Origin of the sequence: Halomonas sp. AOP13-D3-9 (assembly GCF_052379125.1) — a bacterium.
Taxonomy (GTDB): Bacteria; Pseudomonadota; Gammaproteobacteria; order Pseudomonadales; family Halomonadaceae; genus Vreelandella.
Genome location: NZ_JBQSYH010000004.1, coordinates 70,644 through 94,689, shown reverse-complemented (window position 1 = coordinate 94,689; position 24,046 = coordinate 70,644). Strand labels below are relative to the sequence as shown.

The following is a 24,046-nucleotide window of genomic DNA, read 5'->3' as shown; positions in this document are numbered from 1 at the left end:
ACGCCATGACGCCTGCCACGCCCAAGAGCATTCTTAGCCGCATCAAAGGGCTAAACCCGCGCCAGCAGGAAGCCGTGCGCTACATTGATGGCCCTTGCCTGGTGTTGGCGGGTGCAGGTTCCGGTAAAACCAGCGTGATCACCACTAAAATTGCCTATTTGGTGCAAGAGTGTGGGATGAGCGCGCGCAGGATCGCGGCGGTGACCTTTACCAACAAAGCCGCCCGGGAGATGAAAGAGCGTGTGGGTCAAATGCTCCATGGCAAAGAGGGCCACGGGCTAACGGTCTCCACCTTCCACACCCTGGGGCTGAACATTATCCGCGGCGAGCTGAAAACCCTGGGCTACAAACCGGGCTTTTCGCTGTTTGATCCAGAAGACGCCAAAGCGCTGCTGCGCGATTTGATGAACAAAGATGCCCAGGTGGATGCCGAACAGATCAACGCCGTGCAGAGCAAAATTTCCACCTGGAAGAACGACTTGGTGCTGCCCAGCGATGCGCTCTCGTTTGCGGCTGATGACGATGAGCACTTTGCCGCACGGGTGTATGAAGCCTACGTACGCCATTTAAAAGCTTACAACGCAGTGGATTTCGACGACCTGATTCTGCTGCCGGTGGTATTGCTCAAGAACGATCCGGAAGCGCTCGAGCGCTGGCGGCGCAAAATCCATTACATGCTGGTGGATGAGTACCAGGACACCAACGTCTCCCAGTACCTGTTGGTGAAGCTCCTTATGGCGGAGCGCTCCACCTTTACCGTAGTAGGCGACGATGACCAGTCGATTTACGCCTGGCGCGGCGCACGGCCTGAGAACCTGATTACCCTAGGGGAAGATTTCCCGCGCCTGAAAGTCATCAAACTGGAGCAGAACTACCGCTCTACCGCCACCATACTGCGCGCCGCCAACACGCTGATCGCCAATAACCCCCACGTTTACGAAAAGACCCTGTGGTCCGATATGGGTGACGGCGCGGCTATTCGGGTGATCGTGAATCGCCATGAAGAGGCTGAATCTGAGCGGGTCGCCAGCGAAATGCTCACCCGGCGTATCAAAGAGAAAGCCGAGTGGCGCGACTTTGCGGTGCTGTATCGCGGTAACTTCCAGGCGCGGCTGTTGGAACTTAAGCTGCAGCACTACCAGATTCCTTACAAGCTCTCCGGCGGTACGTCGTTTTTCTCGCGCAACGAGATTAAAGACACCATGGCTTACCTGCGCCTGCTGATTAATCCCGCCGACGACAACGCCTTTTTGCGCATTGTGAACGTGCCGCGCCGCGAAGTGGGCCCTGGCACCGTCGAGAAGCTTGCCAATTACGCCACTGAACGCTCGATTTCGCTGTTTGCCGCCTGCCATGAGCTGGGATTAGAGCAAGTACTACCGACCCGAGCTACGGAGCGCTTAAGCCGTTTTACCCACTTTATTGATGGCGTGCGTAAGCGCATGGACCAGGGCGATGCGATTGCCGCCATTCGCGACATGCTGCGGGATATGGATTACGAGGCGTGGCTGTATCAAAACGCCAGTGCACCCACCGTGGCGGAACGGCGCATGTCCAACGTATGGATTTTGATCGATCAGTTAGAGAAGTCGCTTAACCGCGATCCGGAAGACGATACTGACTCCACCGATACGGAAACTGACGGCGTGGAAGCGGCGATTTCACGCCTGGTACTGCGCGATATTCTGGAGCAGCAGGCGGAAGAGGATGACTCCGATCGCGTGCAGCTACTCACTATGCACGCCTCTAAAGGGCTGGAGTTCCCCCACGTTTATTTGATGGGACTCGAGGAAGACCTACTGCCCCACCGTAACGCCATTGAGGTGGGCACCGTAGAGGAGGAGCGGCGGCTCGCCTATGTGGGCATCACCCGAGCACGGCGTACGCTAACCTTGACGCTTGCCCGCCAGCGCAAAGCCTACGGTGAGCTGATGGACTGTGCGCCCAGCCGCTTTTTAGACGAGCTGCCTGGAGAGGATTTGGAGTGGGAAGGGCGTGCCGATAAAGAAGACCCAGAGAAAAAACAGGCTCGCGGCAAAGATGCCATTGCCGGGCTGCGCTCGCTGCTAGGCTGATCAAGCGGGAGCTATAAAAATACCCACAGGGCGGTGACGAAAACACCCTGTGGATAAGATGGCTAAGCTATGAATCTGCTGTGCTGTGTGCCGTTACTGAGCTTCTGACATCATATAATCGACAACGGCCATCACTTCTTCATCAGAAAGGTTGGGGTTGCCACCTTTAGCGGGCATAGCACCAATGCCGTTAATCGCGCTGGCGTAGAGCTCGTCAGCGCCCTTCTCCAACCGCGCTGCCCAAGCTTCAGAATCGCCCAACATCGGCGAACCAGCTACCCCGGATGCGTGGCAAGCCACACAGCCAGAGCTTGCATACAGTGCTTCACCATCTAAATCGCTACCGCCACTCGCCTCTTCAGAAGCGGCCGCGTCCTCTTCACTCGCTGCGTCGTCATTTGAAGCCATTACTTCTTCGGTTGCCGCTTCTTCACCTTCAGCAGCGGCGGTCTCTTCTGCAGCGGCACCTTCGTCGTTAGAGGCTTCGCCGTCTTCTGCAGCAGCTTCGTCTCCACTACTCAACTCGGGCACTTCCATAACCGGCTCAACCATATAGGCGACCGCCGCTTCTACTTCCTCATCGGAAAGGTTGGGATTACCACCTTTCGCTGGCATGGCGCCAATACCGTTGATAGCGTGGTCTAACAACGTAGCAAAGCCTTGTTCAGTGCGTTCGGCCCATGCCTCTTCATCGCCACGGATAGGGGCACCCGCAGCACCGGATTCGTGGCAGGCACTACACACATTGCCGTAGATACCTTCACCGTCGATATCACCGCCACTGCTAGCGGCTGCCGCCGGTGCCGCTGCGGTGCCACAGTCTTGGCCTTGTAAACAGAGTTGCCCTACCGGCGCCAAACGCTCGGCAATCGCATCACGTGCGGCGTCTTGAGCGTAAGCACCTGATGTGCCCGCCATGACGCCGAGGGCCGCCAGCCCGCTCATGATCAGCTTAGCTTTCACTCTCACCACCTCTTGAGTATTGTCATAAATCGTTTTTTTCTTAATCTCTGTCTCAAGCTATCTCAAACGCTCTCTCAAACACTGTCTCAAACACTGTCTCAAACACTGTCTCAAACCCTATGTGTGGCAGCGCCAACATCAACGATGCACCGCAGAGACGCCAAGACGTGCGTATAGAACTAGTATACCGGCAACGTAAAGCGCAAGAAAATGCTACTAAGCGCGCTTATATGATCCATAGGTACTATCTAGGCTTTATTTTGGCGCTTCGCCCCTCTCGCCACCCCCTTTCCACGCTAATAAACGCTGTTGTGCGTAGCGCACAAAACCGGCCTGCTGGTAGAGACGTTTGGCCGGTAAATTGACGTTATCGACTGCCAGCATAACCGCCTGCACACCTGCCTGCTGGGCAAGTTCGAGGGCTTTATTTAATAGCGAACGGCCCAAACCTTGGCCACGCCAATCCGGTATTAGTCCCATGAGCATTAGCTCCCAACGGCCTAGCGCCGGGCGCGGCGCCAGCAATAGCACGCCCACCACACCGCCTTGATAACCAACGGCGTACCAATGCTGCGGTGCCTGGGGATCCTGCTGATAAAACCCCGCCAGTAGCTCCTTAATGGAGAGTACGTCGCGCAGGGGTCGGCTATCCAGTGAATCCTGCCCCACCGCGGCCAGCAGGGCCAACTGTTCTGGTTCTGAAAGTTCGCCAAACGGCTGCAAAGACAGCGGCATCGCTTCATTCATCGCTAAGCGGCGGTGACTGCTGCCGGTTAAATGCTCCAAGCAGGTCAAACGCAGCATGCCATGCTCAACTAACAGCGCTTCTGATATGCCTGCCTGGGGTGGCAGCTCCAAGTGGCACAGGCGAATATTGTGCGTTTTTACCCATGCGTGGGCGGCACTTAACAGCGCGTGGATTTGCTCTGTTTCCACACCGGGCAACGGTAACCACAGCTGCGCCATGTTTTCTGGCAAAAGCTGTACCCAGATCGCGCCTTTTATTTGCGCTTCCTGATAGTTTACCAATAGTCCCTGCCACTCTTCGCCTGAGGCAGTCGACATACTCTTTAAAGCAGTGCTGAGCACTGCCTGCTGCTCGGGGTCATGAGCAGCAGCCAACTGCAGTAGTGCTTCGCGTCGCTTATCGGGTGGGCAAAGCATTACCTCCGGGGTGCTTGAGGTGGAATGCGTCATGGCTGATCAATCAAAGGCTGAACTCCGAAGGAGGTGTAAAGCGTGCTACGTTATTAGCCTACAATTTATAACCTCATCCTGACTGCCTAAGCCTTTGCACGCCACCCTTGTCAGTGCTTATTTCAAGGTTTCATGGGGGCGATTGTTTTGAAGGAGTAACCAACCCACCATGCGTATTTTGCTGGTAGAAGACGATCCGAGCTTAGCCTCGGGCATTCGCTTGGCATTAAAGCCCGAGAATTTCACCGTGGATCACCTTAGCGATGGCGTTACCGCCCTGGCCACATTAAAGGAAGGCGAACCCTTTGATGCGGTCATTCTCGACCTGGGGCTGCCACGCATGGATGGTATGCAGGTACTGGAAGCCGTGCGGCGGCAGGGCAATCGCGTCCCCATTTTGGTGTTAACCGCCCGGGACGCCGTTGACGAACGCATCGCGGGGTTAGATGCGGGTGCCGATGACTATTTAACCAAGCCGTTTGAAGTCGCTGAATTAAAAGCCCGCCTGCGCGCCCTGTTGCGGCGTAGCAGCGACCAAGTCAACAGTGCCTTGGAGTGCCGAGGTATTCGCCTGGACCCTTTGACCATGCAGGTTAGCTACCAAGGGAAGCTTGTGCTGTTATCACGGCGTGAATTGACTCTACTACAAGAATTTATGAGCCATCCTGGACGCGTGTTCACCCGCGATACGCTAACCCGCTTGGTCTATGGCTGGGATGAAGATGTAGAGAGCAACGCGATTGAAGTCCATGTGCACCATCTGCGGCGTAAATTCTTTCCTCATCTGATTCGCACCCTGCGCGGCATTGGTTACGTCATGGATAAAGCCGATCAGGACGACTCCCCATGAGCTCTATTCGCCAACGTACCCTGGGGCTAGCGCTGCTGGTGTTTGGTATTAGCATGCTGGCGATTGGCTTTATCAGCTACCGCTACGCTGCCCATGAAATTGAAGCGTTGTACGACGCCAGTCTTGAGCAAGACGCGCGCTTATTAGCAGGTTTGCTGCAAACCTCACTGCCGGAAGAAGCGCGCGGCGAGCTGCTGAGCAGCCTAGAAAATGCCCTCGGGGGTGCGGCGAGATCTAATCGGCGCTTTGCAGGATACCGTGCGGATAGCCAGTTGGGCTTTCAACTCTGGGAAGAGGGTCGTCTCCTGCTACGCTCGGCCAATGCCCCCGAGTCGCCGCTGGCCGATATCCCCTCGGGTTTCACCAGTCGCTCTATCGATGAGGTGGAATGGCGCATCTATGGACTTGAAATATCCAACGCCAACCAGCAGATTGTGGTGAGTGAGCGGGAAGACGTACGCGGCGAACTGATCAGGGCGGTAGCGTTACGCACCCTATTACCCGACTTGATTGGCCTGCCGCTGCTCACCGCCCTGCTGTGGTGGTCGATTGGCTGGGGCTTAGCACCACTATCGCGCATGGCCGAGCAGATTCGCAGTCGCGATCCGCATAATTTGCAGCCCTTAACGCTTAGCCCTCTACCCCAAGAGTTAGATACCATCGCCGGAGCACTTAATCGCCTGTTAGAACGAATCCGCGTCATGCGCGTACGCGAAAAGCGTTTTATTGCCGATGCAGCCCACGAGCTACGAACGCCCTTAGCGGTACTCGACCTACACGCTCAGAACGCCCTGACTACCGACAGCCGCGAAGACCGACAGGAGGCACTCAACCACCTGCGCGATGGCGTCGCAAGAACCACCCGGTTGGTTACCCAGCTATTGACCCTGGCTCGCCTGGAGCCTGAAGAGGAGGCACGCCCCGAGTACCGCACTAGCCACCTACTTAGCGAGGTGCGTGAGAGCCTGGCCAAACTTTCGCCACTGGCCGCAGAGCGCGGACAGCAGTTGCTGCTTAACGCCAATGAGCAGGCGGATTGGTCAATGCTAGAAGAACCGGGCGCCATTGAAACGCTGGTGCAGAATTTGGTCGGTAATGCCATCCAGCACTCGCCTAACCAGAGTGTGATAAGCATCACCCTTACGACGACGCCATCGGGCTTTGTATTAATAGTGGATGATCAGGGAACCGGTATACCCATCAATGAGCGTAAAAAAGTCGTTGAGCGTTTTCAGCGCGCAGGCCCCAGCGCTGGTTCAGGGTTAGGGCTTTCCATCGTTGAGCGATTGGTTACGCGTCACGGCGGCACCCTACAGTTGGATGAGGCTCCCAGCGGAGGATTGCGCGTAAAGATTGAGCTACCGCCTCTCAGTCAGTAACCGTAGCTGCTGTCGGCATGATAACGCTATTTATGGGTCTCTTAAGGTTGCGATAAGAATTGCGTGCAACTGTGGAGTTGCATGGTGAGCCAGATACCAACGGCTCCCCCTTTTCTCCATATGGAGGTACCCTGATGAACCAAGTCACTTTTTCTGCTAAACCCTTAATTCAACTAGGCTCAGCGCCACTGCTGACCCAGCCTGCAGCGCGTAGACTACTGCCCACTAGCCCCGCCATGACCGTGCTGACCGATTTTTCCCAAGTGGCGCCTCAATCGGTTGACGCCGATACCCCCATCGACGAGGCTCACCTCAAGATGCGTTATAGCGGTGTAAGACTGCTATTTGTTATGGATCACCAAGCACACTGTATCGGCATTATTACCTCAAAAGAGATGATTGGCACTCGACGTATTAATTTAGCCATGCAGCAGCGCAATCTCTCGCGTGAAGATATAACGGCAGAAATGATTATGACCCCGTGGCACAAGCTTAGCGCCATGCCCGTCGCCCAACTGGGCTCACTGACAATCGAAGATCTGGTGATGTCGATGGAAGCCTTCACCGAGCAACACCTGTTAATCACCGAACAAAACGACAAACATGAACTTAGAATCCGCGGCATTATTTCAGCCAGCAATATACAGAGTGCGGTGGATAAAGAGATTAACCCAGTACCCAGGGCCAAGAGCTTTGCGGAGATTTGCCAGGTCATTACCGGCCATGACCTCTAACGTATCACCGCTGACCGTTTTAGGTTAACCGCCTTTAATGACTGGATGCATACAACACAACGCCCTTCACCGATTCCTCGGTGAAGGGCGTTTTAGGTTGTGCACAACGACTGCTGTTTGGAGCAGACCGACTAGGGTCTGCTCTTATGAAACATTATTTTCTAGAACATTGTTTTTTAAAACAGTGTTTTCTAAAACAAGGAGGCATTGATCCATAGATGCACGACGATGCTAGCAGCATAGCCTAATACAATAGCGGGCACCCAACGCAGGTGAACGGCAAAGGTATAGATGCCGCGTGCCTGGCCCATAAGGGCAACCCCCGCAGCGGAGCCCATCGAAAGCAGACTCCCCCCCACACCGGCGGTAAGGGTAATCAACAGCCAGTTACCCTCCGTCATATCCGGCGCCATGGAAAGTACCGCAAACATGACCGGTATGTTATCGACTACCGCTGAGATAAGCCCCAGCACCACGTTGGCCCAGACCGGGTCCCAACTGCCGTAGAGCGTTTCGGAAAGCAGGCTGAGATAGCCCATAAAGCCAAGGCCACCGACACACATCACCACCCCATAGAAAAACAGCAGCGTATCCCACTCGGAGCGCGCAATACGGCTAAAAATATCAAAGGGAACCACGCTGCCGAGCTGCTCCAGCTTCTTCCAATCACCCCGGCGGGAGTAGCGCTCGCGCTTGCGCTCAAGGGAACGTGGCAAACTGCGGCGCAGGTAGTAGCCGAAGAACTGCAGTAGGCCCAAACCAAACATCATGCCCATGGCCGGCGGTAAATGTAGCACCGAGTGACATAATACTGAGATGGCCACGGTGATTAAAAACAGCACGATAATGCGCCGCGCGCCACGCTTAAGCCAGACATTCTCTTTTAGCGAGGCAGGCTGACGATTGACGATAAAGAAATTCATGATGACCGCAGGCACCATGAAATTAACCACCGCGGGAAGCAGCAGTGCGAAGAAGCCTTCGAACGGTACTTGTCCGGCCTGCCACACCATTAGCGTAGTGATATCACCGAACGGACTGAAGGCACCACCCGCATTAGAGGCGACCACCACGTTGACACAGCAAAGGCCGATAAACTTATCATCACCCTCGGCCACTTTGAGTACCACGGCGCACATCAGCATAGCGGTGGTCATATTGTTGGCGATCGCCGAAATACCGAATGCCATAACACCGGTGATCCAGAACAGCGTGCGGTAACTGAAGCCTTTACGCACTAGCCAGGAACGCAGCGCATCAAATACCCGGCGCTCTTCCATGGCGTTGATATAGGTCATCGCGACCAGCAAAAACAGCAGCAGTTCGGCGTACTCAAGCAGCGTTTCACGGAAGGCGGTTTCCGCCTCTTCCGGCATCCCCGCTTGTACATAGACCCAAGCCACTAGCGCCCAGATAAGCCCGGCTGCGACCAGTACCGGCTTAGATTTACGCATATGCAGTAGCTCTTCACTCATCACCAACGCGTAGGCGAGCACGAAGATCACGACAGAAGAGATACCGGCAAGCGAGAGAGTAAGATCAAGGGGCCCGGCGGCGGCATAAGAGAGGGAAGGAAAGGCAAAAAGCGTGCAGGCGAGCAACAGCCAAGCGACCCGGCTAGCATAATGCCGGGTTACGAGGACGTTTGGTGGTTTCATAGCAATGTTATCCAATCAGAAGGGAGGAAAGACCGCCACGATCATAAGCACCCTAACCACATGCTGCAACGCAACGGCGACGCATAAGATGCGACTGATTGCCGCATCTTGTAAAGCGTTTTTATGGGTTTAACTCAATCGAAAGTCTGACGTCTCAATCACTCCACCGTGACACTTTTGGCTAGGTTGCGGGGTTGGTCAACATCGGTGCCTTTGAGAACCGCGACGTGGTAACTCAACAGCTGTAGCGGCAGGGTATACAGCAGCGGCGCTAGCGCTTCGTGCACGTGGGGCAGGGTCAGTACACGAATATCTTCCTGAGTATCGATACCCACGCTCTCATCGGCAAATACAAACAGCTGGCCACCGCGGGCGCGGACTTCCTGAAGATTGGATTTTAACTTTTCCAGCAGATCATCGTTGGGGGCGACTGAAATCACCGGCATTTCGCTGTCCACCAGCGCCAGCGGGCCATGCTTTAGCTCCCCGGCCGGATACGCTTCGGCATGAATGTAAGAGATCTCTTTGAGCTTAAGCGCGCCTTCCAGGGCGATAGGGTAGTGGGCACCGCGCCCTAAGAAGAGCGCATGATGTTTTTCAGCAAACGCCTGGGAAAGCGTTTCAATCTGGTTATCCAGCGCCAGTACCCGCTGACAAACTTCGGGCAGCGTGCGCAGCGCGGCGATAATATCCGGGTATTCAGCCTGGTCTTTAGCTTTACTGACCGAAAGCGTCAGCAGCATTAGCGCTACCAGCTGAGTGGTAAAGGCTTTGGTGGAGGCCACGCCAATTTCAGGGCCCGCACGGGTCATAAGGGTAATATCAGACTCACGCACCAGCGAACTACCGGGAACGTTACAGATCGCCAGCGTGCCGATGTAATCGAGGGTTTTGGCAAAGCGCAGCGCAGCCAGCGTATCTGCCGTCTCTCCCGACTGGGAGAGTGTGACAAACAGCGTGCCTTCGGGTACCACCGGGTGGCGGTAGCGGTACTCAGAGGCCACTTCTACCTGCACCGGCACGCCCGCGTAGCGCTCTAACCAATAACGCGCCACCATCCCCGCATGATAGCTGGTGCCGCAGGCAATGATATGTACCTGGCGAGTGCGCTGGAAAAGCGCCTGGGCATCCGGACCAAAGCTCTCCACCAACACGCTATTTGCGCTCAACCGTCCCTCTAACGCTGCCTCGATCACCTTTGGCTGCTCAAAAATTTCCTTAAGCATATAGTGACGGTACTCGCCCTTACTGGCCGCGCCATCGCCGTGTTCAAAGGTATGAATAGGGCGCTCAACGTCGTTACCCTGGCGATCTACAATGCGAATCGCGCCCTGCTCACGAAGCTCAACCAAGTCGCCCTCTTCAAGGTAAATAAAGCGATCCGTCACCGGCAGTAACGCTAGTGGGTCAGAAGCTAAAAAGGCCTCATTAATCCCCACACCAACCACTAGCGGGCTACCCTGACGTGCGCCCACCACGACCCCAGGCTCTTTAACGCTCATTACTCCCAGCGCGTAGGCGCCGCCCAAGCCGTTAACAATCTGCTGAGTAGCATCAAACAGTGTAAGCCCATCAGCCAGCTTTTCAGAGAGTAAGTGAGCAATCACTTCGGTATCGGTTTCGGAGCTAAACGTATAACCGCTACGCTGGAGACTCTCTTTTATAGCCTCGTAGTTTTCAATAATGCCGTTGTGAACCACGGCAACCTGATCACTGCTGTGATGCGGGTGCGCATTGGCCTCAGAGGGTTTACCGTGGGTGGCCCAGCGGGTGTGGGCAATACCCGAAAAACCCGGTAGTGAGGCAGTATCCAACCGTGCCGCAAGCGCCGCCACTTTACCAAGCGCACGATGACGGGTTAATACACCCTCACTCAACACCGTCATACCCGCCGAATCGTAGCCGCGATACTCCAGGCGTTTTAGTCCTTCTAATAGAATTTCTTGGACGTTGCGCTGGGCAACGGCGGCCACAATGCCACACATAATGAATCTCCTGAGTTTTTTACGAACCTATAAAACGCCTAAAACGGTATTACCCCGACGGTGAGATAGGAATACGGCTTTTTAATGCTTCTTGGCACGATGTTTAGAACTATATTTAGCGCTATGTATCCTCAGAGCTCTGTTTAAAGCTATGGTTCTATGCGTTTACTGGGCCGTAGCCAATCAATTTTTTCTAACTGGCGGCCACGGGTAACTGCCAAGGCGTAATCGGTGACATCCTTGGCAATCGTGGACCCTGCCCCGACAGTGGCGCCTTTACCTACCGTTACCGGCGCTACCAAGGCGGTATTCGAGCCGATGAAGGCGTTATCACCAATTTCTGTGAAGTGCTTGTTAGCCCCGTCGTAATTGCAGGTAATGGTGCCTGCTCCCACATTCACGTCACGCCCTAAGCGTGCATCACCAACATAGCTTAGGTGATTAATTTTGCTGCCTTCCCCCACATCAGCATTTTTGGTTTCAACAAAGTTGCCCACCTTGGCTTTTACCGCCAGCCGCGTGCCGGGACGTAACCGCGCAAAGGGACCAATCTGGTTAAGGCCCGCCGCCACGGTGCGCTCTATCACACTATGGGTATCGACGACGCTTTCTGCCCCAATGGTGCTGTTTTTAATCACGCAGTAAGGGCCAACCCGCACGCCTTCACCTAGCTCAACCTCGCCTTCAAATACGCAGCCCACATCAATAAACACATCGTGACCGCAAGTCAGGCGCCCACGCACATCGAGCCGTTCAGGGTCGGCAAGTGCCACTCCCTGTGCCATTAACTTATCAGCCAATTGGCGCTGATAAACACGCTCCAAGCGGGCCATTTGCGCCCGATTATTGACGCCTTCCACTTCAACAGCGCTGGCTGGCTGGGCAGTGCATACCTTGGTACCTTCCGCCGCTGCCATGGCAATCACATCGGTCAGGTAATACTCTCCCTGGGCATTATTGGATGAGAGCTGTGGTAACCAGCGTTTTAGCTGGGCGCTGGTCATGGCCATAATGCCGGTATTGCATTCGGTGATGGCAAGCTGGGCACTGCTGGCATCTTTTTGCTCAACAATTGCCACGGCATCGCCTACGTCATTGCGCTCAATCCGCCCATAGCCGGTGGGATCAGCTAGCGTCACCGTTAATAGCCCCATGTGCTGTTCATCCACGTAGGCTAACAGTTCGCTCAGCGATTCCCGCTGCAGCAAGGGGACATCGCCGTAAAGGATTAATACCTTGCCGCTCCCCAGCTGCTCCAGCGCTTGAGCTACCGCGTGCCCGGTGCCCTTCTGTTCAGTCTGCACGGCAAACTTTACGGGCTGTTCTCCCAGCGCTTCGCGCAATTGGTCAGCGCCATGGCCAATCACCACATGGGTTCGTTCAGGCTGTAACCCAGAGGCTGTGTCCAGCACATGCTGCACCATAGGCTTGCCCGCCAGGGGGTGGAGCACCTTGGGAATTTGCGAATGCATCCGCGTGCCTTTACCCGCGGCGAGAATGACAATATCCAGTTCTTGCATGTTATTCACCTATTTCCGGTTGGACGGCAGGCGCTGTCTCGGTGGCTGATAATGAAGGGGATGAAAATTGTTCAATGCCCAGTTCATCAACCAGTGTTTCACCGAAATAGTTAACAAATTCAGGACTAGCAATGCTGCGCCACTGCTCTCCATCACGCACCAGCAGGAGTACCTTGAGGTCGTTCTCGATGGCCATCTTCATAGCGTCCTGTTCGCCTACTACCAGTAGCGCTGTTGCCCAGGCATCCGCCCAGGCATTGGATGGATGAAACACCGATACCGATGCAAGCTGATGGGTTACTGGCCGCCCTGTACGCGGATCAATGGTGTGAGAGTAGCGCTGGCCGTCGACTTCAAAATAGTTGCGGTAATCGCCGGAGGTAGCCACCGACATGCTCTCTAGCGGAATAATATGCTGGGCACGCTGCTGACCATCTTCAGGTACCTCAATGCCAATTCGCCAAGGTGTCTGTTCATCCTCATCGCGAACTCCGCGGGCAATCACTTCACCGCCAATATTGACTAAGTAGTGCTCTATGCCCTGCTGATTCAGGTAAGCGGCTACCCGGTCAGTACCATGGCCTTTGGCCACCCCAGACAGGTCGACAAACACATCGCGGGTACGCCGTGCCTGCATATTTTGCGTATCGACCTCCACCGCATCAAAACCTATCTGGGCAAGCTTATCGGCCAGGACATCATCGGCGGGCACCTTTTCAGGTCGTGCGCCAGGGCCAAAGCTCCACAAATTAACCAGATTGCCGACGGTAATATCAAAAGCGCCGTGGCTGGCTTCGGCCACCGACTGGCTGATCGCCAACACCTCAATGAGTTCATTGGAGAGCGGCTGCCACTCCTCCAACGGGGCCTCGTTAAACGCGATCAGCTCAGAGTCATCCCGGTAGGTGGACATCGCCTGGTCAACGCTCTCCAGCTCGGCTTTGAAACCCGCTTCCAACTCAAGGGATTCGCCTTGTGTAAGCGGATCCATAATGGTCACCTGATAGAAGGTGCCAAAAATATTGCCTTCAAAGCGTACCGGAGGTTCCAGCGGGCGATCGCTCTCTGAGCAACCGGCCACGCTGATCACTAAGCCCAACAGAAGGCCCATCGCGGTTAATGTACGTCGCCACCTTGCACTGCGTTCACCAGCCAATTTCTGTTTAATGTTTTTCATCGTTGCCTTGCCTAAAAATGAAGCACTTAAAAATGAAGCACTTAAAAGTGAAAGAACCACAGCAGCCAGGCGCCGAACAGCACGCGGTAAATCACAAAGGGCTGCATTCCCAATTTTTTTATAATTACCAGGAAGTAGTGGATGCACAAGTAGGCGCTTACTCCTGATAGTAGCGTACCCACTAGCATGGCGACCCAATCGATAGACTGCGGCGCGTTAACCAGGCCGATGGCTTCCAAACCACCGGCCAACACAATCACCGGAATCGACAACAAGAAAGAGAAACGCGCAGCGCCTTCCCGGCTCATGCCCACCATTAGCGCCGCCGTAATAGTAATCCCCGAGCGCGACGTACCAGGGATCAACGCCAACGCTTGAGCGCCGCCAATAATCAGCACATCCTTTAAACGCAGCTGGTACTCGCTGCGCGTACCCTGCTTACGCCAGTCGGCATACCCCAACAATAGACCGAAGCCAATTAAACTGACGCCGATAATCAGCGTAGAGCGCATATAGTGAGAAATAACATCGTGCAGCAGTAAACCAATAATACCCACGGGGATAGTGGCCAATGTCACCCAGAAGGCGAGCCGCGCATCCTCGTTGACGCCTTTCCCCCCAATGGCGGCCAGGCTGCTGGTGATCATTTGCCAGATTTCGTGCCTGAAATAGATGATGACCGCGGAGAGACTGCCTAAATGCAGTGCCACATCAAAGGCTAAACCTTGGTCTTCCCAATCTGTAAGAACGGGTACCAAAATCAGGTGGGCAGAGCTTGATACGGGTAAAAATTCTGAAATCCCCTGAACAATCGCTAATACCACCACCTGAAGCCAATCCATAAAAAACACCCTGTGTATAAAAACAATTTGATGGTTTGCAATGGCGCTTAAGGATACACATCCGCTAATTCGTTGTCCGCCACTGCTTTTGCTGACACGCTTTTACTGACACTCTTTTACTGACACTATCCGCCACTGGCACTCAAAAATGCCGTTTCACGGCTTGAACGCAGAGGAGGCTATAGAGGATATAAGGAGTGCGCTACAATAGGCGTCTATTGAATGCGTGCGTCCTTGCAAGGTACCCATGACTCAGACCATCGAAACGCCAGTGGTTCACGACCAAGCGCAACTTAGCCAAGAGGCCAAGCGTGTTACCTACATTGGCGCGTGGCTGGATGCTCTGCTCAGCATCGTCAAAGTCACCATCGGCTTTTTGGTCGGCTCCGCAGCATTGATCGCCGACGGCATTCACTCTCTGTCTGATTTAGTCACCGACGGTTTTGTCCTGGCAGCGATCCATTACGGCCGCCAGGAGCCCGATAAAGACCACCACTACGGTCACGGCCGAATTGAAACCCTGACGACCCTATTACTGGGAAGCGTGCTGATTTTCGTGGCGGGCGCGATTGCCTGGTCGAGCCTGGATCGCTTGTTTAGCGGTGCCGACGTTAACGCTCCTGGCGCGGTGGCGATCGTGATTACCGTCATTGCACTGTTTAGCAAAGAGTGGATTTTTCGCTACACCATGCGGGTCGCCAAGCGGGTAAAGTCGAAATTACTCGAAGCCAATGCCTGGCATTCACGCAGCGATGCGTTATCCACCGCCGTGGTGTTGGTGGCATTGGTGGGCGCCCAGTTTGGTTTGGGATGGTTGGACGCCGTGGCCGCCATTATCGTGGGCTTATTGGTCGGTAAGGTCGGTTTGGACTTGCTGTGGGAGTCGGCGCGGGAGCTGGTGGATACTGCGCTACCGGTGGATGTACAAAATCAGATGCACGATGTGGCCTGCAGCGTGCCGGGTGTGGATAGCGTGCACGACCTGCGCACGCGCCAATCGGCAGGCTGGGTAATGGTCGATCTGCACGTGGTGGTGGGGCCTAAAATCACCGTCTCGGAAGCCCATGAAATTGGTAATGAAGTGAGCCGCCGACTACGCCATGAATTCCCTGCGCTGACCGACGTTATCTTCCACGTTGACCCAGAGGATGATGCCGGGGCAGGCGACCCCAGCCGCCTGCCTGGGCTACCGCTGCGCCCTGAAGTGGAGGCCGCACTGGATGCCCGCTGGTACAAACACCCGGTATGGCGAACCCTGAACGAGCTGCAGTTACACTATCTGGACGATAAGGTCTCGGTATCGTTGATCATTGATGACGCGGTGCATCAGCCGCCCCAGTGCCTCGCTAGCCAGCTAAAAGCACTGGCTAGCGATATAGAGTGGCTCGGTCATGTAGAAGTACTGTTTATTACCCGCGCCGCCAGCAGCTCAATGCGCTAGGTTTCACCGCTTGTTCACAGACCAGATAACATAAAGGTGGCGATACTGAAGTAGATCACCACCCCAGAGGCATCAATCAGCGTTGTCACCAGCGGTGCCGAGGCCGTAGCCGGGTCGACCTTAAAGCGCTCCAATACAAACGGCAGGCACATACCCAGTAGGCTACCAAACAGCACGATGGTGACCATGCTCAAAGCAACGACCATCGCTAGCGCCTCACCGCCGCGCATGATCCCGATAGGTGTGACGGCAATGGCCATCGTAATACCCAAAGCACCCGCCACTAATAGCTCACGGCCCAGTAATTTACCCCAATCTTTGACGCCTACATCGCCCGTTGCCATACCACGCACCATTAGCGTGGCCGCCTGAGCACCAGCATTACCGCCACTACCGATCAGTAGCGGTAAAAAGAACACCAGTGCCACTTGGGCGGCAATGGTCTCTTCGAAATAGGCAATCCCGGCGCCCGAAAACAGGTTGGCAAAGACCAGCAGTACCAGCCAAAACACTCGCTTACGGTAGAGGCTCCAAAGCTTAACTCGGCTCACGCCATCTTCCAGCTGGCCGATCGACATCCCCTTGTGGAAATCCTCGGTGGCCTCGGATTCGGCTACGTCCATGGCGTCATCGTGGGTCACGATCCCGACCATTCGGTCATCGGCATCGATCACCGGCAGCGCTAACAGGTCGTACTTCGCCACAATACGCGCGACATCTTCCTGGGCTTTATCGACGCGAGCGCTGATAACATCTTTAATCATAATGTCATCAACAATGGCGCCGGGACGCGCCACCATTAGTTGGCGCAGTGACATGGTGCCAATCAGTTGGCCATCGCTATCGAGGATATACAGCTGGTAGACCGTTTCCGCATCCGGAGCAGTTTGGCGTACCCGCATCATCGCTTGCGACACCGTCATGCCACTGGCTATGGAGACATAGTCAGAGGTCATGATGGCGCCTGCGGTGCCCTCTTCATAGCTGGCAAGCCGCTTTAGATCTTCACGCTCGCGGTGGGCCATACGACGCAGCAGCGCTTCACGGCGATCTTCATTGAGTAGATTAAACAGATCGGCGCGTTCGTCCGAGCCCATCTCTTCTAGAAACTTCAGTACCTGGCTGTCATCCAGTTGACCGACTACCTCAAGCTGGCTCTCACCGGGCAAGTAGCCCAGTACATTCGCGGCACGCTCGGCAGACAGAATATCCAGCAGCGAGAGCGCCGCAGGCAGCTCTTCGTCGTCTTCAATCATCTCTTCAAGCACTTCACCGATATCCGCAGAGCGGGTTTCGGCCAAACGCAAGGAGAGCAACGTTTTACTCGGTACTTCCTTGGCCAACTCGTCGAGCAGCTCGGCTTTTAATTCCTGTAGGCTTTCATCATTCAGTGCCATAGCTCTCCCCTTCACGCAAACTGATGTCGTACTGCCGACTTAATTCTACCTACTAACTAATTCCATATACTTACTTATCATACTGACAAACAAAAAAACGCCCCTTAAACCCTGGTACGGGTTCAAGGGGCGTTGGACACACGCCAAACGCGTGGGTATTAGCCTTTACCCGCCTTTTTACGCAGTTGCTGAATCGTTCGCAGCTGTGCAACGGCTTCGGCAAGTTCAGCGGCAGCGCGAGTATAATCGAGCTCCGATGACTTCTCATTAAAGGCTTTCAGCGCCTGTTGACGCGCTTCTTCGGCAGCGGCCTCGTTGAGGTCGCTGGCACGTGATGCAGAGTCGGCCAGAATCGTCACGACATCCGGCTGGACTTCCATGAAGCCCCCCGAGACAAAGAAGTTCTCTTCCTTGCCGCCATCGTGAATCACGCGTACCGGACCCGGCTGAAGCTCGGTCAGCAGCGGGGCGTGACCCGGCAAAACACCCAGGTCACCCATCATCCCGGAAGCAATCACCTGCTCAACGGTACCTGAGAAGATCGATGCTTCAGCGCTGACGATATTGCAAGTAAAGCTATTCGCCATAGCGAATCCCCCTAATGGACGGGATTACTTCTTCATCTGGTTGGCTTTCTCGACGGCTTCGTCGATGGAGCCGACCATATAGAAGGCCTGTTCCGGCATATCGTCGTATTCGCCAGCGAGAATGCCCTGGAAGCCACTGATGGTGTCTTTCAGTGAGACATACTTACCTGGTGAACCGGTAAATACTTCGGCCACGAAGAACGGCTGCGACAAGAAGCGCTGGATTTTACGCGCCCGGGAAACGGCCAACTTGTCTTCGTCAGACAGCTCGTCCATACCCAGAATGGCGATAATATCCTTAAGCTCTTTGTAGCGTTGAAGAACGTTCTGCACACCGCGGGCGGTGGCGTAGTGTTCTTCACCGACGACCAGCGGATCCAACTGACGTGAGGTGGAGTCCAGCGGGTCGATCGCCGGATAGATACCCAGTTCGGCGATAGAACGTGCCAATACCACGGTAGCATCCAGGTGCGAGAAGGTGGTCGCCGGCGACGGGTCGGTCAAGTCATCAGCAGGTACGTAAACGGCCTGTACCGAGGTGATTGAACCGGTTTTCGTCGAGGTAATACGCTCCTGCAGAACGCCCATCTCTTCAGCCAGCGTAGGCTGATAACCGACCGCTGACGGCATACGACCCAACAGTGCCGATACTTCGGTACCTGCCAGGGTGTAGCGGTAGATGTTATCGACGAACAGTAGAACGTCGCGGCCTTCATCACGGAATTTCTCAGCGATGGTCAGGCCAGTCAGCGCTACGCGCAGACGGTTACCCGGAGGCTCGTTCATCTGACCGTAAACCAGCGATACCTTATCGATAACGTTGGATTCCGTCATTTCGTGATAGAAGTCGTTACCCTCACGCGTACGCTCACCCACACCGGCGAATACAGAGTAGCCGCTGTGCTCGGTGGCGATGTTGCGGATAAGCTCCATCATGTTGACGGTTTTACCCACACCGGCGCCGCCGAACAGGCCAACTTTACCACCCTTAGCGAACGGGCAGACCAAGTCGATAACCTTGATACCGGTTTCCAGCAGCTCGTTAGAAGCCGCTTGGTCGGCATAGCCCGGTGCTTTACGGTGGATCGGCATCCGCTCTTGCTCGCCGATCGGCCCCGCTTCGTCAATCGGCTCGCCGAGTACGTTCATAATACGGCCCAGCGTTTCCTTACCTACCGGTACGGAAATCGCGGCACCTGTGCTGGTCACATCCATGCCACGCTTCAAGCCCTCAGTGGAGCCCATGGCGATGGTGCGCACCACGCCGTCGCCCAGCTGCTGCTGGACTTCGAGGATGGTCTCAACATCGGAGACCTTCAGCGCGTCGTAGACCTTGGGCACAGAGTCCCGCGGAAACTCTACGTCAATCACCGCGCCGATGATTTGTACGATACGTCCGCTCATCTTGGTTCCTCTCTAAAACCTGCAAATGAAACCTGTCTGCCGGGAGCCGCTTAAATAGTCGGCTCCCTAGGCGTTATACGGCAGCAGCGCCGCCGACGATCTCAGAAATTTCCTGGGTGATGGCGGCCTGACGGGCCTTGTTGTAGACCATCTCCAGATCGTCGATAAGGCCGCCTGCGTTGTCAGTGGCACTTTTCATAGCGATCATTCGGGCGGCTTGTTCACAAGCGCCGTTTTCCACTACCGCCTGATACACCTGCGATTCGATGAAACGAACCAGCAGGCTATCGAGCAACGCCTTGGCATCCGGTTCATACAGGTAGTCCCAGCTTCCGGGACGGGCGTTTTTGTCGTCCTGCTCAGCGTCTGCGCCCATATCAGGCGACAGGGGAAGAAGCTGACGAACAACAGGCTTTTGCGTCATGGTGTTAACAAACTCGTTGTGCACCACGTAAAGCCGGTCGAGACGTCCTTCATCGTACGCTTCGAGCATGACCTTAATACTGCCAATCAAGCCTTCGACGGTCGGGGCTTCGCCTAAACCACTCTTCGCCGCCACCAAATTGCCACCGTAGTTGCGGAAAAAAGTGCTGGCCTTGGCGCCCAGAGCACAAAAATCCTGCTCTGCGCCCTGCTTTTTCCACTCACTGGCCTGTTTGAGTAAGGCTTTGAAGAGGTTGTGGTTCAAGCCACCGCACAGACCTCGGTCTGTGGAGACCACAATATAACCAACGCGCTTAACCTCGCTACGCTCGACCATGTAGTCGTGCCTGTACTCGGGGTTGGCGTCGGCAATGTGGCCGACCACATTACGGATCTGCTTAGCGTAAGGCTGACTGGCTCTCATCAGATCTTGCGCTTTACGCATTTTCGATGCAGCCACCATTTCCATGGCGCTGGTAATCTTCTGCGTATTTTTAATGCTCCCGATCTGGGTGCGTATCTCTTTTGCAGCTGCCATAGCGATCTACCCTTCGTTCGTGGCTCTCAGAAAGCATGCAAACCCGCCCATCACAGACGGGCTAGACATTACCAGCTCTGAGTCGCCTTGAACTTCTCGAGACCCGACTTCAAGCTGTCTTGAATCTCACCATTGTAGTCGCCGCTCTGGTTGATCTTGTCGAGTAGATCAGCGTGCTCAGACTTCATGTAATCGTGCAAGGCACGCTCGAAGTCCAGCACCTTGTTCACTTCGACATCATCCAGGAAGCCTTCGTTGGCGGCATACAGCGACAGCGCCATTTCAGCGATCGACATCGGCGAGTACTGGTTCTGCTTCATAAGCTCAGTGACACGCTGACCATGCTCAAGCTGCTTACGCGTGGCTTCATCAAGATCAGAGGCAAACTGCGAGAACGCCGCCAGTTCACGGTACTGAGCCAGCGCCAGACGGACACTACCGCCGAGCTTTTTGATGATTTTGGTCTGCGCCGAACCACCGACACGAGAAACCGATAGGCCTGCGTTAATCGCCGGACGAATACCCGAGTTAAACAGGTTGGTTTCCAGGAAGATCTGACCGTCGGTGATCGAAATCACGTTGGTCGGAACGAACGCGGAGACGTCGCCACCCTGGGTTTCGATGATAGGCAGCGCGGTCAAGGAACCGGTTTTGCCTTTCACTTCGCCGTTGGTGAACTTCTCAACGTAGTCGACGTTAACCCGTGCCGCACGCTCAAGTAGACGCGAGTGGAGATAGAAGACATCACCGGGATAGGCTTCACGACCAGGCGGGCGACGCAGCAGCAGCGATACCTGGCGGTAGGCGACGGCCTGCTTGGAGAGATCGTCATACACAATCAGCGCGTTCTCGCCGCGGTCGCGGAAGTATTCGCCCATGGTGCAGCCAGAGTAGGCGGCCAGGAACTGCATCGGCGCCGGATCCGCAGCGCCAGCGGCGACCACGATGGTGTGCTCCATGGCGCCGTGCTCTTCGAGCTTGCGCACCACGTTGGCAATAGTCGACTGCTTCTGACCAATGGCGACGTAGACACAGGTCACGCCTTTGCCTTTCTGGTTGATGATCGCATCAATGGCAATGGCGGACTTACCAATCTGACGGTCACCGATGATCAGCTCACGCTGACCACGGCCAATCGGCACCATGGCGTCGATCGACTTCAAACCGGTTTGAATCGGCTCATCTACAGATTGACGGGTAATAACGCCCGGCGCCACTTTCTCAACAGCGTCGGTCATTTTGGCGTTGATATCGCCTTTACCATCAATCGGGTTACCCAGCGCATCGACCACGCGACCAATCAGCTCAGGGCCTACCGGCACTTCGAGAATACGACCGGTACACTTGGCGGTCATGCCCTCTTCAAGCTGCAGGTAGTCACCCAGCACCACGGCACCTACGGAGTCGCGCTCCAGGTTCAGTACCATGCCAAAAATGCTGTTGGGGAATTCAATCATTTCACCAAACATCGCGTCTTCGAGGCCGTGAACTTTCACGATACCGTCGGAAACGGTGACGATGGTGCCCTGATTATGGGCTTCGGATGCGACGTCAAGCTTTTCAATTCGCTGCTTGATGATGTCGCTGATCTCGGAAGGATTCAGTTGCTGCATGCCATGTCCCTCAGACTCAAGCGGTTAGTGCATCGGAAAGACGGTTCAATCGACCACGTACGGACCCGTCAATAACGGTATCCCCAGCACGTAGGATGACACCGCCGATAAGCGACTTATCCACCTGAGTAGTAATGGAGATTTCGCGATTCAGACGTTTCTTAAGTGCATTCGCTAGCTTGGTCTTCTGCGCAGCTGTCAGCTTGTAAGCAGACGTAACTGCTACGTCAACGCGCTGCTCGTGTTCGGCACGCAAGTGCTCAAACTGGTCAGCGATTGATGTCAGCACCATCAAACGACCTTGGTCAGCCAGAACAGTCAAAAAACGCTGTAAAGCTTCATCCTGTTGCTCTGGAATCAGCTCGACAAGCAGCGACACTTTTTGGTCACTGGCTAATTTTGGACTGTTTAAACGATGGCGAACGCTGTCGTCTGCTACCGCAACACTTAAAAAACTCAGCGCTTGTGACCAGCTATCAAGCGCCTCATGATCACGCGCGTATTCAAACGCTGCCTTAGCGTAAGGACGAGCGACGGTCAGTAATTCCGCCATGATTCACCTCCTTACAGTTCAGCAGCCAGCTCATCGAGTAACTTGCGATGGGCTTGTTCGTCGACCGACGCTTCAAGAACACGCTCGGCACCCATAACGGCGAGATAAGAGACCTGAGCACGAAGTTCGTCTTTTGCACGATTCACTTCTTGCTCAATCTCGGCACGTGCACTGGCTACAAGGCGTTCGCCTTCGGCGCGGGCCTGTTCGCGGGCTTCTTCAACTATCTGGGCAGAGCGCTTGTTGGCCTGCTCAAGAATTTGCGAAGCTTGCTCCTTGCTTTCACGCAGCGTCTGCTCTGCCCGTTCTTGAGCAAGCTCAAGATCACGGTTAGCACGGCTGGCTGCGTCCAAGCCATCAGCAATTTTCTTCTGACGCTCATGAAGCGCGTTGCTGATCGGAGGCCACACATACTTTGTGCAAAACCAGACAAAGATCGCGAAGGCGATCGTCTGCCCGATTAGCGTCATGTTGATATTCACAGGAATGTACCTCTGACAAGTTCGTGGCGACCGGAGTGAAACAAAACCGAGCGTTTAACGCTCGGCTGAGCTGTCATTAACCGGCAACAACGAAGATCAGGTACATTGCGATACCAACACCGATCATCGGAACGGCATCCAACAGACCTGCCATTAGGAAGGTTTTCGTTTGCAGTTGGTCACCCAGCTCAGGCTGACGTGCGGTAGATTCCAACAGCTTGCCACCCAAAATGGCGAAGCCAATGCCGGTACCTAGCGCGCCGAGACCGATCATGATGGAAGCGGCAATGTAGATAAGTTCCATGGTAATGCTCCTAGTTTTTCAAGTTAAAGGTCGAGGGTTGAGGTTAAGGGTTAATGTGTTTCAAGCATTGCTCGGGTTAGTGATGCTCGTGTGCAGCGCTCAGATACACCACGGACAACACTGTAAAGATGAAAGCTTGGAGTACGACGATCAAAATATGGAAAATGGCCCATGGCACATCCAGCACCCAGATAGCCCAGAACGGCAGCATGGCGATCAAGATAAAGATCACTTCCCCGGCAAACATATTGCCGAACAGACGCATCGCCAAACTAAACGGTTTAACCAGCAAAGCGACGATTTCCAACACAAGGTTGAAGGGAATCAGTGCCCAATGATTAAACGGCGTCAGTGACAGCTCTTTGGCGAAACCACCCACGCCTTTAACCTTAAAGCTGTAGTAGAGAATCAGTCCAAACACCCCTAACGCCAAACCTAGCGTAGCGTTGACATCAGTGGTGGGGACAATTTTCATGTAGTCCACGCCCAACTTGCTAAACAGCACAGGGAAGTAGTCGACCGGAATAATTTTGAGCGTGTTCATGAACAGAATCCACACGAACAGCGTCAAGGCCAAGGGGGCAATGATCGGGTTATGCCCTTTAAATGTTCCTTGGATCATGTTTTCAACAAATTCAAACACCATTTCAACCGCATTTTGCAGTCCAGAAGGCACACCGGTAGTGGCCATTTTGCCCGCTTTGCGGAAAATCCAGATAAACAGCAGCCCCATCGCGATGGACCAGCCCATGGTATCCAGATGAATGGCCCAAAAGCCCATTTCACTTGCTTCTTCTGCGGAGTGAGCCAGTGACCAGCCATTTTCAGGGTGGTTACCAAAAGTCAGGTTCTGCAAGTGGTGCTGGATATAGTAAGTCGTTGAGACTTCGTTTCCTGCGGCCATGAATGTGTCACCTCAATCAG

At 54.7% G+C, this 24,046-nt stretch carries 21 protein-coding genes; 5 read left to right on the top strand and 16 right to left on the bottom strand.

Annotated elements, in window-relative coordinates:
• Positions 1-5: 5 nt before the first annotated feature.
• On the top strand, positions 6-2,075 hold the full coding sequence (rep, locus tag ACT3UM_RS05610; protein WP_498896868.1) for a DNA helicase Rep: 2,070 nt from the start codon (positions 6-8) through the stop codon (positions 2,073-2,075).
• A gap of 93 nt (positions 2,076-2,168) precedes the next feature.
• On the opposite strand, the gene ACT3UM_RS05605 is transcribed toward rep, so the two are convergent.
• Both ACT3UM_RS05605 and ACT3UM_RS05600 read right to left on the bottom strand, forming a co-directional pair.
• On the bottom strand, positions 2,169-3,038 hold the full coding sequence (locus tag ACT3UM_RS05605; protein ID WP_498896866.1) for a c-type cytochrome: 870 nt from the start codon (positions 3,036-3,038) through the stop codon (positions 2,169-2,171).
• Positions 3,039-3,293: 255 nt separating this feature from the next.
• Positions 3,294-4,235: a GNAT family N-acetyltransferase gene (locus tag ACT3UM_RS05600; RefSeq protein ID WP_498896864.1), complete on the bottom strand. Its 942-nt coding sequence runs from the start codon at positions 4,233-4,235 to the stop codon at positions 3,294-3,296.
• A 169-nt stretch (positions 4,236-4,404) separates the two neighbouring features.
• Between ACT3UM_RS05600 and ACT3UM_RS05595 the strand changes: the two genes are divergently transcribed.
• The 3 genes from ACT3UM_RS05595 (at position 4,405) to ACT3UM_RS05585 (ending at position 7,198) form a co-directional block, all read left to right on the top strand.
• The gene (locus ACT3UM_RS05595; protein ID WP_498896862.1) at positions 4,405-5,085 is read left to right on the top strand and encodes a response regulator transcription factor; all 681 of its coding nucleotides are present in this window, start codon (positions 4,405-4,407) and stop codon (positions 5,083-5,085) included.
• Complete coding sequence (locus ACT3UM_RS05590) at positions 5,082-6,464, top strand: ATP-binding protein (protein ID WP_498896860.1); 1,383 nt, start codon at positions 5,082-5,084, stop codon at positions 6,462-6,464. Before ACT3UM_RS05595 ends, ACT3UM_RS05590 begins: the two co-directional genes overlap by 4 nt.
• 134 nt (positions 6,465-6,598) lie before the next feature.
• The gene (locus ACT3UM_RS05585; RefSeq protein WP_498896857.1) at positions 6,599-7,198 is read left to right on the top strand and encodes a CBS domain-containing protein; all 600 of its coding nucleotides are present in this window, start codon (positions 6,599-6,601) and stop codon (positions 7,196-7,198) included.
• A gap of 191 nt (positions 7,199-7,389) precedes the next feature.
• Here the strand turns inward: ACT3UM_RS05585 and nhaD are convergent, their stop codons facing one another.
• From nhaD to ACT3UM_RS05560, 5 genes are all read right to left on the bottom strand, one after another.
• Positions 7,390-8,856 (bottom strand): sodium:proton antiporter NhaD, encoded by a 1,467-nt coding sequence (nhaD, locus tag ACT3UM_RS05580; protein WP_498896855.1) that lies wholly within the window; start codon positions 8,854-8,856, stop codon positions 7,390-7,392.
• A gap of 158 nt (positions 8,857-9,014) precedes the next feature.
• Positions 9,015-10,841, bottom strand: a complete 1,827-nt coding sequence (gene glmS, locus ACT3UM_RS05575) for a glutamine--fructose-6-phosphate transaminase (isomerizing) (RefSeq protein ID WP_498896853.1) — start codon at positions 10,839-10,841, stop codon at positions 9,015-9,017.
• A gap of 149 nt (positions 10,842-10,990) precedes the next feature.
• Positions 10,991-12,361 (bottom strand): bifunctional UDP-N-acetylglucosamine diphosphorylase/glucosamine-1-phosphate N-acetyltransferase GlmU, encoded by a 1,371-nt coding sequence (glmU, locus tag ACT3UM_RS05570; protein WP_498896851.1) that lies wholly within the window; start codon positions 12,359-12,361, stop codon positions 10,991-10,993.
• Position 12,362: 1 nt separating this feature from the next.
• Positions 12,363-13,472 (bottom strand): FAD:protein FMN transferase, encoded by a 1,110-nt coding sequence (locus tag ACT3UM_RS05565; protein ID WP_498897219.1) that lies wholly within the window; start codon positions 13,470-13,472, stop codon positions 12,363-12,365.
• Positions 13,473-13,579: 107 nt separating this feature from the next.
• Positions 13,580-14,380: an undecaprenyl-diphosphate phosphatase gene (locus ACT3UM_RS05560; RefSeq protein WP_498896849.1), complete on the bottom strand. Its 801-nt coding sequence runs from the start codon at positions 14,378-14,380 to the stop codon at positions 13,580-13,582.
• Between the two features lie 247 nt (positions 14,381-14,627).
• Between ACT3UM_RS05560 and ACT3UM_RS05555 the strand changes: the two genes are divergently transcribed.
• Positions 14,628-15,821, top strand: a complete 1,194-nt coding sequence (locus ACT3UM_RS05555) for a cation diffusion facilitator family transporter (protein WP_498896847.1) — start codon at positions 14,628-14,630, stop codon at positions 15,819-15,821.
• A gap of 14 nt (positions 15,822-15,835) precedes the next feature.
• Here ACT3UM_RS05555 and mgtE read toward each other — a convergent pair whose 3' ends face one another.
• The 9 genes from mgtE to atpB form a co-directional block, all read right to left on the bottom strand.
• The gene (gene mgtE / locus ACT3UM_RS05550; RefSeq protein ID WP_498896845.1) at positions 15,836-17,218 is read right to left on the bottom strand and encodes a magnesium transporter; all 1,383 of its coding nucleotides are present in this window, start codon (positions 17,216-17,218) and stop codon (positions 15,836-15,838) included.
• A gap of 158 nt (positions 17,219-17,376) precedes the next feature.
• Positions 17,377-17,805, bottom strand: coding sequence for a F0F1 ATP synthase subunit epsilon (locus ACT3UM_RS05545; RefSeq protein ID WP_180090870.1), 429 nt, complete (start codon positions 17,803-17,805; stop codon positions 17,377-17,379).
• Between the two features lie 24 nt (positions 17,806-17,829).
• Entirely contained in the window at positions 17,830-19,209 is a 1,380-nt protein-coding gene (atpD, locus tag ACT3UM_RS05540) for a F0F1 ATP synthase subunit beta (RefSeq protein ID WP_144810089.1), read from the bottom strand.
• Positions 19,210-19,282: 73 nt separating this feature from the next.
• Complete coding sequence (gene atpG, locus ACT3UM_RS05535; RefSeq protein ID WP_498896843.1) at positions 19,283-20,170, bottom strand: F0F1 ATP synthase subunit gamma; 888 nt, start codon at positions 20,168-20,170, stop codon at positions 19,283-19,285.
• A 68-nt stretch (positions 20,171-20,238) separates the two neighbouring features.
• The gene (gene atpA, locus ACT3UM_RS05530) at positions 20,239-21,783 is read right to left on the bottom strand and encodes a F0F1 ATP synthase subunit alpha (RefSeq protein WP_498896841.1); all 1,545 of its coding nucleotides are present in this window, start codon (positions 21,781-21,783) and stop codon (positions 20,239-20,241) included.
• Positions 21,784-21,799: 16 nt separating this feature from the next.
• The gene (locus ACT3UM_RS05525; protein ID WP_498896839.1) at positions 21,800-22,336 is read right to left on the bottom strand and encodes a F0F1 ATP synthase subunit delta; all 537 of its coding nucleotides are present in this window, start codon (positions 22,334-22,336) and stop codon (positions 21,800-21,802) included.
• Positions 22,337-22,347: 11 nt separating this feature from the next.
• Positions 22,348-22,818, bottom strand: coding sequence for a F0F1 ATP synthase subunit B (locus tag ACT3UM_RS05520; protein ID WP_498896837.1), 471 nt, complete (start codon positions 22,816-22,818; stop codon positions 22,348-22,350).
• A 76-nt stretch (positions 22,819-22,894) separates the two neighbouring features.
• Complete coding sequence (gene atpE / locus ACT3UM_RS05515; RefSeq protein ID WP_022521051.1) at positions 22,895-23,122, bottom strand: F0F1 ATP synthase subunit C; 228 nt, start codon at positions 23,120-23,122, stop codon at positions 22,895-22,897.
• 76 nt (positions 23,123-23,198) lie between these two features.
• Positions 23,199-24,026, bottom strand: coding sequence for a F0F1 ATP synthase subunit A (gene atpB / locus ACT3UM_RS05510; protein ID WP_498896834.1), 828 nt, complete (start codon positions 24,024-24,026; stop codon positions 23,199-23,201).
• Between the last annotated feature and the right edge of the window lie 20 nt (positions 24,027-24,046).

What these genes read in the sequence shown, in the direction of transcription:
- rep (WP_498896868.1), top strand. Translation starts at nt 6, where the DNA reads ATGACGCCTGCCACGCCCAAGAGCATTCTTAGCCGCATCAAAGGGCTA.
- ACT3UM_RS05600 (WP_498896864.1), bottom strand. Translation starts at nt 4,235, where the DNA reads ATGACGCATTCCACCTCAAGCACCCCGGAGGTAATGCTTTGCCCACCC.
- ACT3UM_RS05595 (WP_498896862.1), top strand. Translation starts at nt 4,405, where the DNA reads ATGCGTATTTTGCTGGTAGAAGACGATCCGAGCTTAGCCTCGGGCATT.
- ACT3UM_RS05590 (WP_498896860.1), top strand. Translation starts at nt 5,082, where the DNA reads ATGAGCTCTATTCGCCAACGTACCCTGGGGCTAGCGCTGCTGGTGTTT.
- ACT3UM_RS05585 (WP_498896857.1), top strand. Translation starts at nt 6,599, where the DNA reads ATGAACCAAGTCACTTTTTCTGCTAAACCCTTAATTCAACTAGGCTCA.
- nhaD (WP_498896855.1), bottom strand. Translation starts at nt 8,856, where the DNA reads ATGAAACCACCAAACGTCCTCGTAACCCGGCATTATGCTAGCCGGGTC.
- glmS (WP_498896853.1), bottom strand. Translation starts at nt 10,841, where the DNA reads ATGTGTGGCATTGTGGCCGCCGTTGCCCAGCGCAACGTCCAAGAAATT.
- glmU (WP_498896851.1), bottom strand. Translation starts at nt 12,361, where the DNA reads ATGCAAGAACTGGATATTGTCATTCTCGCCGCGGGTAAAGGCACGCGG.
- ACT3UM_RS05565 (WP_498897219.1), bottom strand. Translation starts at nt 13,472, where the DNA reads ATGGGCCTTCTGTTGGGCTTAGTGATCAGCGTGGCCGGTTGCTCAGAG.
- ACT3UM_RS05560 (WP_498896849.1), bottom strand. Translation starts at nt 14,380, where the DNA reads ATGGATTGGCTTCAGGTGGTGGTATTAGCGATTGTTCAGGGGATTTCA.
- ACT3UM_RS05555 (WP_498896847.1), top strand. Translation starts at nt 14,628, where the DNA reads ATGACTCAGACCATCGAAACGCCAGTGGTTCACGACCAAGCGCAACTT.
- mgtE (WP_498896845.1), bottom strand. Translation starts at nt 17,218, where the DNA reads ATGGCACTGAATGATGAAAGCCTACAGGAATTAAAAGCCGAGCTGCTC.
- ACT3UM_RS05545 (WP_180090870.1), bottom strand. Translation starts at nt 17,805, where the DNA reads ATGGCGAATAGCTTTACTTGCAATATCGTCAGCGCTGAAGCATCGATC.
- atpD (WP_144810089.1), bottom strand. Translation starts at nt 19,209, where the DNA reads ATGAGCGGACGTATCGTACAAATCATCGGCGCGGTGATTGACGTAGAG.
- atpG (WP_498896843.1), bottom strand. Translation starts at nt 20,170, where the DNA reads ATGGCAGCTGCAAAAGAGATACGCACCCAGATCGGGAGCATTAAAAAT.
- atpA (WP_498896841.1), bottom strand. Translation starts at nt 21,783, where the DNA reads ATGCAGCAACTGAATCCTTCCGAGATCAGCGACATCATCAAGCAGCGA.
- ACT3UM_RS05525 (WP_498896839.1), bottom strand. Translation starts at nt 22,336, where the DNA reads ATGGCGGAATTACTGACCGTCGCTCGTCCTTACGCTAAGGCAGCGTTT.
- atpE (WP_022521051.1), bottom strand. Translation starts at nt 23,122, where the DNA reads ATGGAACTTATCTACATTGCCGCTTCCATCATGATCGGTCTCGGCGCG.
- atpB (WP_498896834.1), bottom strand. Translation starts at nt 24,026, where the DNA reads ATGGCCGCAGGAAACGAAGTCTCAACGACTTACTATATCCAGCACCAC.